The organism is Bradyrhizobium sp. 63_E2_N1_3 (assembly GCF_052076005.1).
Taxonomy (GTDB): Bacteria; Pseudomonadota; Alphaproteobacteria; order Rhizobiales; family Xanthobacteraceae; genus Bradyrhizobium; species Bradyrhizobium barranii.
Genome location: NZ_CP197235.1, coordinates 7,657,677 through 7,671,918, shown reverse-complemented (window position 1 = coordinate 7,671,918; position 14,242 = coordinate 7,657,677). Strand labels below are relative to the sequence as shown.

Below are 14,242 nucleotides of genomic sequence, written 5' to 3'. Positions count from 1 at the left end.
CGGCATTCTTCTTGCTTGCATCTGGCCGCCGCAGGCATTTAGACATCTGTGGGCACCGTCAACGCGACCACGGAGTGTTTGAGTGAAAGCCGTCCATACCGAACTGCATCGCAGCCACGATCCGCAATTCTTCCTGGTTCGCGGTGTCGTCAAGCGCACCACGGAGCAGCCCGAGCGCGCCGATCGCCTGCTCAAGGGGTTGAAGGACGGCAAGCATCAGCTGGTCGAACCGACGACATTCGGGCAGGGGCCGCGTGCGCGGATTCACAGCCCGGAATATCTGTCGTTCCTCAGCGAAGCCTGGGACGCCTGGACCGCGCTCGGCGATTCCGGCCCGGAGATGATCGGCAACATCCATCCCGTGCGTCATGCCGCGACCTATCCCACTCATATCGTCGGCAAGCTCGGCTGGCACACCGCCGACACCGCGGCGCCGATCGGTCCCGGCACCTGGGCCGCGGCCTGCGCTGCCACCGATGTTGCGGTCACGGCAGCGCAGATGGTGATGGACGGCGAGGATGCGACCTATGCACTCTGCCGTCCGCCCGGCCATCACGCCTACCGCGACATGGCCGGCGGCTTCTGTTTCCTCAATAACAGCGCGATCGCAGCCGCGCATCTGCGGCTCAAGCATGAGCGCGTCGTGATCCTGGACGTCGACGTCCATCATGGCAACGGCACGCAAGGAATCTTCTACGCACGCCCTGACGTCTACACGGTGTCGATCCACGCTGACCCCATCGCGTACTATCCTTATGTGTGGGGCTACGCGCATGAGCGCGGCGAAGGACCCGGCCTCGGCGCCAATCTCAACATCCCCCTGGCCATCGGCACCGGTGACGACGGCTACATCCAGGCGATGGATGTCGCGCGCAAGGCGATCGAATCCTTTGCACCCGGCGCCCTCGTCATCGCGCTCGGCCTCGATGCCTCCGAGCACGATCCACTGAAGGGCCTCGCCGTCACCACGCCGGGCTTCCGCCGCATCGGCCAGGCGATCGCGAAGCTGGGCCTGCCGACCGTGTTCGTGCAGGAGGGCGGCTATCTCTCGGATATTCTGGGCGCGAACCTGACCTCGGTGCTGGCCGGGTTTGAAGAGGCGCGGTGAAGTTTACCTCTCCCCGCTTGCGGGGAGAGGTCGGAATTTGCGTAAGCAAATTCCGGGTGAGGGGGACTCTCCGCGAGTTCGACTGTCACCGTGCGCACGGAGACAACCCGCCGCGCCTAATCCTTGAACAAAATCTGCTCCAGCAGGTCGATCCGCCTGATCTGGATGGTGCTGCCGTCGATGGCGATGATGCGGCGGTTCTGGAAACGCTTCAGCATCATCGTCACCCATTGCCGGGTCGAGCCCACCATGGCCGCGATCTGGTCATGGGTGATCTTGCGGTTGATGACGATGGTGTCGCCGTCGGCCGTGCCATGCAATTCCGACAGCGTGAGCAGGAATTGCGCCAGCCGTTCGATCACCGATCGCGTACCGAGGATCTGCGCCATCGAGGAGTAGCATTTGCCCTTGGCGATGAGGCCGTCGATCAGCGCCAGCGCGAAGCTCGGCATGCTGGTCAACAGCTTCTCAAGCGCGGGGCCGGAGAGTGTCGTAATCTCGCAGGCCTCGATGGCGATGCCCGACCACATGTGAATGCCACCGCCGGATATCTCGGGGCCTCCAATGAAATGTCCCGGCGTCCAATAGGCGAGCGTGATCTCGCGGCCCGACGGCGCGGTGTAGTAGACCCGCACCTGTCCGCGGCGGATGATGAAGATGCCGTCGTGGCCATCGCCCTGGCTGAATACCATTTCGCCCTGCGGCACCGTGATGATGCGGCCGGCCGCGTGCACGCGCGCCTGCTCCGACGCGGACAAACGGTCGAGGAAATGCGCGCCGGCATTCAGCCCGTCGATCGTCTCGCTCATGAACAGCGCCGAGCTTGCGGGCCTCGCGCGTGTGCTGCGGACCCGCCGCGTCTTCTTGTGGTCGGTCCAGTCGAACGGAACGCCTGCATGAGGCCGGTCGGCGAAAGCGGCAGGCTCGGTCGCGGCAGCTTCCTTGAGTATGGTCATCGCAATCCGTCAGCTCTCCAGGGGCTTGCGAATAGGTAAGTGCGGCGGTGGTGCGATGTCCATCTCTTTGCGATCGTTCCAAATCACTTAGCAAAGCTTGATGTGTGCGGCGACCGGCAGCGAAACGATTCCTCTGTCCATGGCTCCGTCCTGAGAAAATCCTTTGCGTCGTTGCGCGACGGAATCATGACGCGAACGTCCTGCGACAGCGACGCAAGTAATTGCTTCAAGCGTTGCGCCGCGCCTTCGATAGTGCCGGCCAGCGTTGCCGCCGGCACGCGCCCGGCCTCCCGAGGACAGTTCGATGATCGAATTCAGCTCTTTGAGATTCAGTGTGGCCATTGTGGCCATCACTGTTGCGATGTTCGCGCCGACCCAGGCGGAGACGATCCGTGTGGCAGTCGGGACGCAGGACACGACGATCAATTGCGCGACCGGCGGACTGCTCATTCGCGAGCTCAAGCTGCTTGAGAAATTTCTGCCACATGACGGCAAGTACAAGGATGTCACCTACGACATCCAGTGGAAGAATTTTACGAGCGGCGCGCCGCTCACCAACGAGATGGTCGCAGGCAAGCTCGATTTCGGCGCGATGGCTGACTTTCCGGGCTCGCTGAACGGCGTGGCGTTCCAGAAGGCCGGACGCCGTAGCCTCTTCATCAGCGTGCTGTCCGGCAGCACCAAGGGCAGTGGCAACGGCATCGTGGTGCCGTCGAGCTCGCCGGTGCAATCGCTCGATGAGCTCAAGGGCAAGACCATCTCGGTTCCCTTCGCCTCGACCTCGCACGGCATGCTGCTCCGCGCGATCGAGGCCAAGGGCTGGAATCCCGAGACCGACGTCAACATCATCACGCAGGCGCCGGAGGTTGCGGGGCCGGCCTTGCAGGCCGGCAAGATCGAGGCGCATGCCGACTTCGTTCCGTTCGCCGAACTGTTCCCGTGGCGCGGCTTCGCGCGCAAGATCTTTGACGGCGCGCAGGCCAATGCCCCGACATTCCACGGCGGGCTGGTCGATGCCGATTATGCCGAGAAATATCCCGAGATCGTCGTCGCCTATCTGCGCGCAGCGCTGGAAGCGGATCGCCTGATCGCGGAAGAGCCGGAGAAGTACAGCGAACTGATCGCGAAGGTGACCGGCATCGAGGCGGAGGTCGACTACCTCTTTCACGGACCGCTCGGTCTCCAGACCCGCGATGTGACCTGGAAGCCGGAGTACCGCCAGGCGGTCGCAACCTCGATCAAGACGCTGAAGCTGCTCAAGCGCGCGGACAGTGATCTCGATATCAACCAGTTCGTGACCGACAAGTTCATCCGTATCGCGGCGGCGCAGGCGGGACGCGATTACGACTCCGAACTGAAGAACTACGCGCAGCTTCCGCTTCGTGCCAAGGACGCCGCAACGGGCGACCAGATCAGCGACTTCAGCCGCGTCGCGCAGATCTGGGTCAAGGACGAGGCTCATGTACGCCACTATGCCTCGCCCGAGAACGCGCTCAAGGCGCTCGCCGGCCTCGAGAAGGACGGCAAGACCATCCGCGTCGTCTACGCTCAGGATCGCGAGAGCGGCATCAAGCTGTTTGCAAACCAGGCCTGGTTCGTGCGGTCGTCCAAGGGCGAGCTGAGCGCGTTCCTGCTCAAGCAGGCGGCCGAGGGCTGGTCGAAGAAGAACGGTGGCGCGGTGCTCGACTTCGCGGCCGCGCGCGAGTCCCTCGTCGCGAGCCGGTGAGGCGATGGCCACCGCTATCCCGGCGCGACCTGCGGGCATCCGCTGGATGGTCCGCGGCCTTTCGATCCTGGCCTGCATCGCCCTTTGGCAGGTCGCTTCGACCACGCATCTCAATCTGGGGATCGTGACCTTCCGCAACGTGCCGCCGCCGGTCGAGGTCGCTCAATCCGCGCTCGCCCTGTTTCGTTCGCCGAAATTGACGGCACATATCACCAGTAGCCTCTGGCGGGTGTTCGCGGGCTACGGGGCGGCGGTCGTGATCGGCGTGATCCTTGGTTTTGCCATCGGCCGGTCACGCGCCGCGAGCGATCTTTTGCTGCCGCCGCTGGAATTGCTGCGGCCGATACCGGCGGTGGCATGGATACCGCTGTCGATCCTGATCTTTCCGTCGTCCGAACTCTCGATGATCTACATCACCTTCATCGGTGCCTTGTTTCCGATCGTGCTGAACACCGTCCACGGTGTCGCGAATGTCGACCGCCGGCTGGTTGCCTCCGCCCGCAGCCTCGGCGCGGGGGAGTTGGCGATCCTGAGGGAGGTCGTGCTGCCGGACGCCGCGCCCAGCATCGTCACCGGGCTTGCAATCGGCATGGGCACCTCGTGGTTCTGCCTCGTCACCGCGGAGATGATCTCAGGCCAGTTCGGCATCGGCTATTACACTTGGGAAGCCTACACGCTCCAGAACTACGCCGACATCATCGTCGGCATGCTGATCATCGGCCTGCTCGGCATGGGATCGAGCTGGCTGCTGACGACGGCCGGGCGGCTTCTGATGCCCTGGCGTAGCCCGAAGGTGGCGCGATGAACATCCGGGTCGCGGATATCGGCACGAACAGCGTCGGTCGGATCGACTTCGCCGATGTCTCGATTTCGCTCGGATCGGGCGGCGATGCATTCGAAGCGGTCAGCGGTCTCGATGTCGCGATTGCGCCGGGCGAGCTCGTCTGCATCCTCGGTCCCTCCGGCTGCGGAAAATCCACGCTGCTCGGCGCGCTGGCCGGGCATTTGCCGATCACGGCTGGCCGTCTCACGGTCGACGGCCAGCAGGTCCAGAGCCCGAGCCCGGACCGGGGCATGGTGTTTCAGCAGCACACGCTGTTTCCCTGGAAGGGGGTGCGTGACAATGTCGCCTTCGGCCCGAAGATGCGGGGTCTCGGGAGGAGGGAGCGCGACCGCGCCGCCGACGCGATCCTGAAGCTGGTCGGCCTTTCCGGCTTCGAGGCGTTCTATCCCGCGCAATTGTCGGGCGGTATGCAGCAGCGCGTGGAAATCGCGCGGGTCCTGATCAACCAGCCGCGGGTGCTGCTGATGGACGAGCCCTTCAGCGCGCTCGACGCGCAGACGCGCGGCATGATGCAGGAGGTCCTGCTCGACATCTGGAGCAAGATCCCGACCACCACGGTCTTCGTCACCCACGACATCGACGAGGCATTGTTTCTCGCCGATCGCATCGTCGTGATGAGCGCAAGACCCGGCCGGGTGATCGAGGACATCGTGCTGCCGTTTGCGCGGCCGCGGAGCCACGATCTCGTCACCGAACCCGAATTCGTGCGCCTGAAGCGGCATGTCATGCAGCTTTTGCGACGGCCGGAAGGCAGCGAGCCGCTGGCACGGCTCAGTCCGCTCGGCGTGACGTCCTAGAACATCCCGCTCGCCGCGAGCGCCTTGCGGACGTGCTGCATCTCGGCCTCGTCGGCGACCATGTCGAGCATGATCGTGGTCAGGCCCTTCGCCGCAAAATCCCTCAGCTTTGCGCCGATCTCGGTGTAGCTGCCGACGAGATAGGGGCAGTCGGCCTGGAAGGTGAGGTACGGCAGCAGCCAGTAGCCATTGTCGGCGAGCTCGCCGCTCTGGCCGTCATAGAGCCGCCGCTTCCACACGGAATCGCTGTTCTCCACGGTGAGCGCGAGCAGCTCGCGATCATCGGCATTGTCACGGAAACGCGCCGTTGCCGCCTGCCGTGCCTCGTCGCGTCCCTCGCGGGCGAAGATGCCAAAGTTCATTCCGGGCGCATCGAGGCCGCGATCGAGATCGGGCGGCAGCATCTGCATCTTGATGCAGCCGGTCTCCTTCGCCACGCGCTGCGCCGCCTCCGACTGGCCCGCGACCAGGAATTCCGGCATCAGCTCCGCCGGCAGGCGCGGGCGAAGTTGCAGATTGCTTGCGCGGTAGAACCGGCCGTCGAAATTCACCGGGCGAGGGCTTTCCAGCAATTGGCGCATCAGCGCGACGAATTCGCCGAGCCGGACGTAGCGGTCCGCATGCGACTGCTCGTCGCCCAGCCCCTGCAAATCGCTGACCGCGGTCCCCGTGATCATGTTGAGATAGACCTTGCGGCCGTGGAGCTGCGCAAAGGACGAGACGAATTTTGCCGCGGCGAACGGGTGCATGTAGACCGGATTGACCGCGATCAGCGGCGAGCTTCGCGTGGTCTCACCCATGATGTGCTGGGCCATCGCCCAGGGCTCGACGAACACGTCGTTGCCTTCGAACAGCAGGATGCCTTCGAAGCCGTTGCGGTCGGCGAACTGTGCCACCCGCATCAGCTCGCCGACATATTTCTTGGGATCGCGGTTGCGCGAGATCGCGGGAAAGACGCGCAGCCGCGGGGGCGTCATTCAGCCGCTTCCTGGAACGGCCAGGAATTGCGGGTGATGGGAAGGCCGCCGTGCGCGCGGGAGCCGTCGGCGATCGCGAGGCGATGCGAGGGCGACGGCGAGCACAGCGAGAAGCGCCATGCATGCGGATCGTCGGCGATATCGGGCTTGAAGCTGATCTCGATGGCCTCGCGGGACACCTGCATCGCGAAAGCGTCGAGCGGCAGATTGAGCCCAAAGCCCCTTGCCTTCAGATAGGCCTCCTTGAGCGTCCAATAGTCGAAAAAGCGCTCGATCGCGGCGGGCTCCGGCAGTCCGCGCAACGTTTCGACCTCCTCCGGCGCAAAGAAGCGAAGCGCGGTGGACAGTGGCGCGACACGCCGTGACACGGTTTCGACGTCGACGCCGACGGTCTCATGCCCGGAGACGACGCAGGCAACGCAGCCATCGGCATGGGACAGGCTGAAATGCAGCGCGGTCGAGGTCGCGGGCGCCGCGACAAACGGCCGCCCGTAGCGACCGGCCCCGAAGGACCAATCGGTGGGTGCGACGTTCGGCGCGGCCTGCGACAGCGCCAGGCGCAGCATCGCGTGCGCGAAGATATACTGCCGCCGGTGCCGCTCGAACATGAAGCGGTCGGCGCGGATCCGTTCGTCGACCGAGAGTAGGCGCCGGCACGCATCGACTGCGCCCGGAGCGTCAATGGTCTCGATCAGTCCGACAAACAGTTCAATTCTGTCGTCTGCCATCAATAAGGCCCATGGCGTCAGGCGGAGGCCAAGTCTCCGGCCCTGACGGAAGAATCAACTGAGCAAGAATCAACTGAGCGGACCGCTTCTAACGGTCCACCCGGGCAATTTCTTGTCGATTTGCAGGCCAGTTTACAGGCGCAAGCTTGTGCGAGACCCCAACTCGACAAGCGAGCGGCCCATATCCGGAAAGTGAAGCCTGAGGATTCGTGCGGCGTCCCGGCCGACGATCCTTACTTCTTCTTCTTCTTGGCTTTCTTCGCTCCGCCCAGCATCGAAAGGCTGGCATCGACATCCTTGAGCGCGGACTGGAGCTTCTTCTTCTCGGCGCCCAGCAGCTTTTGCAGGGCCTTGCGGTCCTTGTCGCTCAACGAGGTACCCTTGGTAAATTTGATGAAACCCATAACATACTCCCCCGGTTGAAAATAATCGTCCAAATCAAATCGAGGGAATAATCTTGCGCGCTGGCGCCAAATAATCAAGATGCAACTTGGTCATGCACAGCTTTGGCGAGTGAACCTGTGTTCTCCCGTCCCGTACAGCCGGTCATGCCGCCCTGCGAGCGAGTAATCGGCCGAGCGGTGTGTTGGGGTGGGCGACGGCCGCATCCAGCAGCGCGACGAGATGCGCCATCCACTCACCGATCCTGCGGCCATCGAGCAGCTCGCCCTTGTAATTGCATGAGCCGGTGATTCCGGTGGGGCGTTCCTTGAGCATCAGCGACAGCCAGGTCTGGTCGATCGGCAGCACCGGCTGGCCTTCGCGCGCGACGTTGCCGATCGATTCGATCGTGACGTCAGCCAGATCGAGCGGCTGGCGCAGCGGATTTTGCAGGGTGAAATAGACTTGGAGCAGCGAGGCCGGATCGATCCCCTCCTGCTCCAGATGGTCGGCCAGGATGTTGAACGGCAGCTCCTGGCGCGCATGCGCGTCGAGCACGCTCTGGCGCACCCGGGCCAGGGCTTGCGCGAATGACAGCTCCGGCGTGATTCGGGTACGGACGATCACCGTGTTCTCGAACGGACCGACGATCCGGTCGGTATCCGGCTGGGCACGATTGGCCATGGCGGTGGCGACCGAGATGTCGTTGCGGCCGCTCTGCGCCAGCAGCAGGGCTTTCAGGCCGGTGAGAAGGCACATGAACAGCGTGCTGTTATGCCGGCCGGCGAACGCCGTGAGCCGGCCGATCAGCTCGCGCTCGAGGCTGACGGGGTGATGCCCGGTGGACGCGCCGGGGCTTGCTTCACCGTCGAAGACGGGGGTCGCGCCGCGCAGATTCTCCGTCCAGTCGGCGGCCTGGCGGCGGGCGGCGTCCGTGCCGCGCCACCAGCGCTGCCAGCGGGCGACGTCCGAAAAGGCCAGCGGTAGTTTCGGCAGCGGCACGGACGGACGCCCGGCCAGCGCCGCATAGCGGTTGGACAGCTCCTCGAACAGCACGCCGATCGACCAGCCGTCGGCAATGGCATGATGCAGCGTCAGCAGCAGCACATGATCGTCGGCATGGAGCCGCAACAGCCGCGCCCGCAACAGCGGCGGCCGCGCAGTGTCGAACGGGGCGTAGGTCTCCTGCTCGATCAGGAGGTCGATCTTCCTGAGTTCGAGGGCTTTGCGCCGCTTGTTGTCGTGGGGACGTCCGTCGCCGATGACCTCGATCGTGAGGGCCGGTCCGAGCTCGCCGGGTGTGGCGATGCGACTGACGGGCTCTTCGCCGCTCCGGCCGAACCCGGTCTGCAGCGATTCGTGGCGGCGCACGATGTCGCCGAACGCCTGCGCGAGGGTGGTCGGATCGAGCGGGCCCTGGAGGCGGAAGGCAAAGGGCAGGTTGAACAGCGGCAGGCCCGGCAGGTTCTGCTCGATCCGCATCATCTGGTCCTGTGCGATCGAGAGCGTTGGGAGCCCGCTTTCAGCAGGCCGCAGCATGCCTGTTGCCGGCTTGCGCGGCTTTGCTGCCACGGCCTCGTCAACCCGCCGGGCGAGTTCTTCGATCGTCGGAGCCTCGAAGATGGTCTTGATCGGCAGCGACACGCCGAGCGCACGGGCGACGCGCGCCATCGCCTGGCCCGCCAGCAGCGAATGGCCGCCGAGATCGAAGAAATTATCGGTCACGCCGAGGCTCTCGACCTTCAGCAGGTCGACCCAGATGTCCGAGAGCACTTTTTCGGTGAAGTGCCGCGCCGGCACGGCGGCGTCCGGTCCGGAGACGTCCTGCTGCGCGGGCGCCAGCAGCGCCGACCGGTCGATCTTGCCATGGGCATTGAGCGGCATCTGGTCCAGGAACAGGAATGCGGACGGGATGGCATGGCCCGGCAACCGGCTCTTCAGGAAGTCGCGCAGCTCGCTGGCGCTGCTCTGGCTGCCGGCCCTTGCGACGATATGGGCAATCAACCTGACATCGCCGCTCGCCTCGCGGCGCGGCTCGACGATGCCGGCGCGCACCGCAGGATGGTCGGCAAGCGCGTTCTCGATCTCCTTGAGCTCGATACGGTAGCCCCGGACCTTGACCTGATGGTCGGCGCGGCCGAGGCATTCGATGGTGCCGTCGGCGCGGCGGCGTGCGAGGTCGCCGGTCCGGTACAGCCGCCCGCCGGCCTGGCGTGCGAACGGATCCGGCAGGAAGCGCTGCCGGCTCTGCGCGGGATCGTTGATGTAGCCGCGGCCGACACCGGCGCCGCCGACGCAGAGCTCGCCGGTCACGCCGACCGGCAGCGGCTGGAGGTTTTGATCGAGCACATGGAGCTGGGTGTTGGGCAGCGGCGCGCCGACCGGGACGTTGCTCGTCGTCGCCGCCGGCGCCTTGGTCAGGCGATGCAGCGAGACGTCGTCGGAACATTCCGACGCGCCATAGGCGTTGATCAGCGGCACCTTCGGGCAGCGGGCGAACCAGGCGCGGCAGAGATCGACCGGCAGCGGCTCGCCGGTCGAGATCAGGAGCCGCAATCCCGCAAAGGCGCGCTGGACCTGCGCGTCGTCCATGCGGTCGAGGATCACCCGCAGCAGCGACGGCACGATCTCGAGCACGCTGATGCCTTCACGCTCGATCTCCCGCGCGAGCAGGATCGGGTCCTGCACGATTGCGTGGGCACAGACATGGACGCGCGCGCCGACCATGGGACCGGCAAGGAACTGCCAGACCGAGATGACAAAGCTCTGCGGCGCAGTCTGGGCGATCACGTCGCTCGCCGTAAGGCCGAGCTCGGAAATGAGCGACGCCAGATGGTTCGACAGCCCGCGCTGCTCGATCATGACGCCCTTCGGCGCGCCGGAGGAGCCGGATGTGTAGATGAGATAGGCGAGGCTCGCGGCTGCGCGCCGCGCGGCGCGGGCAGGCCTGGTCGATCCGGGTGCGATCGCGTCCTCGAGCTCGGCGACATGGATGCGCTCGACCAGCGGTCCGAGCAGGGCCTCGACCATGGCCGACTGGGCGCGCCCGGTCAGCAGCATGCGGGCGCAGCTCGATCCGAGGATGGTCGCAAGCCGCGCCGGCGGCTGGTCGGGATCGAGATTGAGGAAGGCTGCGCCCACGCGCTGCGCGGCGATCATCGCGGCGAGCAGGTCGGGCCCGCGATCCGCAAGCAAGGCGACAACGCTCTCGGCGCCGACACCTTCGCGCGCGAGCCAGCGTGCGGCCGCTTGGCTGCGGCGGGCGAGCTCCCGATAGGTCAGGGAGGTGTGTCCGTCCGTTACCGCGATTGCGTTCGGTGTCTTCTTCGCCTGGCGCTCGAGGCGCTCGCAAAGATTGCCGCGCGCGGTGAAATTGGCCACCACGCCCTGGCCTTTCGCCAGCAACTGCCGGCGTTCGGCCTCCGTCAGGAGCGGCAGGCGCGAGATGCGCTGCTCCGGATTGGCGATCACGGCCTTGAGCAGGGTCTTGAACTGAGCGGCCATGCCTTCGATGGTCGCCGCGTCGAACAGATCGGTGGCGTATTCGAAGAAGCCGGTGAAGCGGCCGTCGGCCTCGACCAGTTCGAGCGTGATGTCGAAGCGCGCGACCTTCGGGTCGACCTCCAGCCGCCGCGTCGACAGGCCGGGGAAACGTGCCGCCTCGATCGAGGCGTTCTGGAGGATGAACATGATCCGGAACAGCGGATTGCCATCGCTCCGGCGCGCGATCTGCAGCGCGCGCAGCACTTCCTCGATCGGAAGGTCCTGGTTGCGGTAGGCATCCAGCGTGACCTGCCGTACCCGCCGCAACATCTCGCCAAAGCCCGGATCGCCGCCAAAATCGTTGCGCAGGATCAGGGTGTTGGCGAACAGCCCGATCAATCGCTCGCTCTCGATCTGGTTGCGGTTGGCGATCAGCGATCCCGTCGCGACATCCTCGTGTCCGGTGTGGCGGAACAGCAGGCACTGGAAAGCCGCGAGCAGCGTCATGAAAGGCGTGACGCCCTGGTCCTGGCTGAGCGCGCGCAGATCGGCCGACAGTGCCTTGGAGAATTCGAGATAGTGACGGGCGCCGTGACCGCTCCAGACCTCCGGTCGTGGCCGGTCGGTCCGCAGCGGCAGCGTGGTGACACCGTCGAGCTGGGTCCGCCAGTAATCGAGCTGCTCCTTCGCCGCCGGCGTCTGAGCCCAGCTCTGCTGCCATAGCGCAAAGTCGCGATACTGGAAGGCGGGCGAGGGTAACGTCACGGCGCTTGCCTTGCGTGCAGCGGAATAATGGGCGGCAAGCTCCTCCCAGAACAGCCGTTGCGACCAGCCGTCGGTGACGAGGTGATGGACGTTGACCACCAGCGCGTGGCTGGATTTGTCGAACGACAGCAGGGTGACCTTCAGCGGCGGCTCACGCGCCAGGTCGAACGGATATTGCGCGAGCTCAAGCGCCTCGCGCCGGATGATTGCGCCCTGCTTGTCCGCGGCGCAGGGCTTGAGCTTGATCCGCTCGAATCGCGGTGGTGATTGCAGCACCCGCTGCGCCGGCTCGCCCTCGCGTTCGATGAAGACCGAGCGCAGCGCCTCGTGGCGCGCGCAGATCGAGGCGAGGCTCGCAGAAAGCGCGGCGACGTCGAGCAGGCCCTTGAGAACCGCGACTTCGACGACGTTGTAATTGTAGCGGGTCGGATCGAGCCGCGAGAGCACATACATCCGCTGCTGCTGGAACGACAGCGGCGCGTCTGCTGCCGCCGCCTGGCGCCATGCGGGCACCATCGTCTCGCGATGGGTTGTGGCGGTCTCGATCCGGGCCGCAAGCGCCGAGACCGTGGCACAATCGAAGATGTCCTCGAAGGAGAAGTCGACATTGAAGCGTTCGCGCAAGCGCGAGCGCATCTGCGTCGCCGCGAGCGAGTCCGCGCCGAGCGCAAAGACATCCTGATCGATGCCGACCTGCGGCAGTTCCAACAGACCGGCCCAGATCCCCGCGAGCTGGGTCTCCAGCGCGTTGCGCGGCAATTGCGCTTCGACGCCATGCTCCGCGGTTGCGATCAGATCGGCCAGCGCGTTGCGCTTGACCTTGCCGCTCGCGCCTTTCGGCAGTGCGGCCACGCCGCGGATCAGGCTCGGTACCTTGTAGGCCGCAAGTCGTTTGCGCGCGAACTGCCGAAGCTGGTCCGGAGTTGCTTCGGAGTTCGGGCGCAGCACCACGACGGCGGCGACGTTTTCGCCGAGCTTCTGATGCGGGACGGCGAACACGCCGGCCTCCAGCACCGCCGGATGGCTCAGCAGGACCTCTTCGACCTCCAGGGGCGAGATCTTCTGCCCGCCGCGGTTGATGACGTCCTTGATGCGGCCGACGATGAAGAGGTAGCCGTCGGCGTCGAGATAGCCGAGGTCGCCGGTCCGGAACCAGCCGTTGCGGAAGGCGGCCCGTGTCGTCGCCTCGTCATTATAATAGCCGCGGCTCATGTTCGGCCCGCGCAGCATGATCTCGCCATGCTCGCCGCTCGCAAGCGTGCGGCCCGCCCCGTCCATGATCGCGATCTCGGGGCCCGCAGCGCGGCCGACCGATCCGACCTTGCGCAGCTCGAACGGATTGGCGGAGATCTGCGAGGCTGCTTCCGTCATGCCGTAGGTCTCGAGCACGGGAACGCCGAACATCGCCTCCAGCCCGTTCAGGATCGCAGGCGCGAGCGAGGATGAGGCCGAGCGGATCACGCGCAGCGACGACGACCGGGCGCGGTCCGGGTCGGCCTCGGCCGCCGTCAGCAGCGCGCGATGGATGGTCGGCACCGCCGTGTACCAGGTCGGTCGCAGCTCCCGCATCCAGCTGAAGAAGGACAACGCGTCGAAACCGTTGGTGCAGATCACGCTGGAGCCCGCGGCCAGCGCCGTCAGCAGGCCGGAGATCAGACCATGGGCGTGAAACAGCGGCAGGGCGTTGAGCAGGCGGTCGTGGGCTGCGAGCGACAGCACGCGGCCGGCATTGTATGCGGACAGGCACACATTGCGCTGCGTCAGCGGCACCATTTTCGGCCGCGCCGCCGTGCCTGACGTCAACAGGATGAAGGCGTCATCGTCGCCGCGCGAGGCGCCGCTCGTGCTGGCCGGCCCGACTGCCGGGCCGATGAACGCGCAGCCGCCGAGATTGTCGTTCGGCCCCGGCACGAAATCGATCACCGCGATATCGAGTGCCTTGGCAACGTCACGACTTGGTGAATTCATGTCGGCCCGGGTGACGAGCGCGGTCAGCTTCAATTCGCTGAAATAGCGCTGCAGCTCGTCGGCCGTCAGATCGGGATTGACGGGGACGCAGGCGCCGGCCGAGGCGACCGCGATCAGCGCCAGCGCGCTGTCGGCGCCGCGCGGCAGCGCAACGGCAATCCGGTCGGCAGGGGCAATGCCAAGCCCCCGCAGGGTGCGGACCAGTTGCTGGATCAACTCACCCAGCTTGCCGTAGGTGAGGGCCGGCCGGCCCGGCGCGAGGAGAGCTGGTGCCGACGGGGTCTTGCGCGCATAAAAGTCGAGAAGGCCGCCGATATCGGCAAACGTCCTGGTTTCGGCGCCTGCGCTGTCCGAATCCTCTCCCGCTACGGATGCAATGTGGGACAATGCCATTCCCTTTTGATCTGATTGAGCTATTCTTCCCAAGACTTAGGGAACGCGTCCAGTCTGAGGTGAAGTTCGGGCCCCAAAATCTGTGGTTGAGGGGCCTAAAGCCCTTCGACGGAGTG

10 protein-coding genes are annotated in these 14,242 nt (G+C 65.5%); 4 read left to right on the top strand and 6 right to left on the bottom strand.

Translation table 11 applies throughout. The annotated features are described in order from the left end of the window. The first annotated feature begins 82 nt into the window (after window positions 1–82). On the top strand, window positions 83–1,108 hold the full coding sequence (locus AB7531_RS36365; protein WP_063985375.1) for a histone deacetylase family protein: 1,026 nt from the start codon (window positions 83–85) through the stop codon (window positions 1,106–1,108). Window positions 1,109–1,224: 116 nt separating this feature from the next. Here AB7531_RS36365 and AB7531_RS36360 read toward each other — a convergent pair whose 3' ends face one another. Both AB7531_RS36360 and AB7531_RS36355 read right to left on the bottom strand, forming a co-directional pair. Then, window positions 1,225–2,064, bottom strand: a complete 840-nt coding sequence (locus tag AB7531_RS36360; RefSeq protein ID WP_371496430.1) for a Crp/Fnr family transcriptional regulator — start codon at window positions 2,062–2,064, stop codon at window positions 1,225–1,227. 87 nt (window positions 2,065–2,151) lie between these two features. Next, window positions 2,152–2,406, bottom strand: a complete 255-nt coding sequence (locus tag AB7531_RS36355; protein ID WP_187387811.1) for a hypothetical protein — start codon at window positions 2,404–2,406, stop codon at window positions 2,152–2,154. A gap of 19 nt (window positions 2,407–2,425) precedes the next feature. Between AB7531_RS36355 and AB7531_RS36350 the strand changes: the two genes are divergently transcribed. The 3 genes from AB7531_RS36350 to AB7531_RS36340 are packed head-to-tail and all read left to right on the top strand — an operon-like array spanning window position 2,426 to window position 5,431. After that, a complete protein-coding gene (locus tag AB7531_RS36350; RefSeq protein ID WP_187388095.1) occupies window positions 2,426–3,790 on the top strand; it encodes an ABC transporter substrate-binding protein in 1,365 nt (454 codons plus the stop codon). Between the two features lie 4 nt (window positions 3,791–3,794). After that, window positions 3,795–4,595, top strand: coding sequence for an ABC transporter permease (locus AB7531_RS36345; protein WP_063985374.1), 801 nt, complete (start codon window positions 3,795–3,797; stop codon window positions 4,593–4,595). Continuing rightward, complete coding sequence (locus AB7531_RS36340; protein ID WP_063985373.1) at window positions 4,592–5,431, top strand: ABC transporter ATP-binding protein; 840 nt, start codon at window positions 4,592–4,594, stop codon at window positions 5,429–5,431. The genes AB7531_RS36345 and AB7531_RS36340 overlap by 4 nt, the downstream gene beginning before the upstream one ends. Here AB7531_RS36340 and AB7531_RS36335 read toward each other — a convergent pair. The 4 genes from AB7531_RS36335 to AB7531_RS36320 form a co-directional block, all read right to left on the bottom strand. Then, window positions 5,428–6,408 (bottom strand): LLM class flavin-dependent oxidoreductase, encoded by a 981-nt coding sequence (locus AB7531_RS36335; protein ID WP_063985372.1) that lies wholly within the window; start codon window positions 6,406–6,408, stop codon window positions 5,428–5,430. The genes AB7531_RS36340 and AB7531_RS36335 overlap by 4 nt on opposite strands. After that, window positions 6,405–7,136 (bottom strand): 4'-phosphopantetheinyl transferase family protein, encoded by a 732-nt coding sequence (locus tag AB7531_RS36330; protein ID WP_014497649.1) that lies wholly within the window; start codon window positions 7,134–7,136, stop codon window positions 6,405–6,407. Before AB7531_RS36330 ends, AB7531_RS36335 begins: the two co-directional genes overlap by 4 nt. A gap of 233 nt (window positions 7,137–7,369) precedes the next feature. Then, window positions 7,370–7,540, bottom strand: a complete 171-nt coding sequence (locus AB7531_RS36325) for a hypothetical protein (protein ID WP_014497648.1) — start codon at window positions 7,538–7,540, stop codon at window positions 7,370–7,372. Window positions 7,541–7,682: 142 nt separating this feature from the next. Then, entirely contained in the window at window positions 7,683–14,126 is a 6,444-nt protein-coding gene (locus AB7531_RS36320) for a non-ribosomal peptide synthetase (RefSeq protein WP_063985371.1), read from the bottom strand. Window positions 14,127–14,242: the final 116 nt, after the last annotated feature.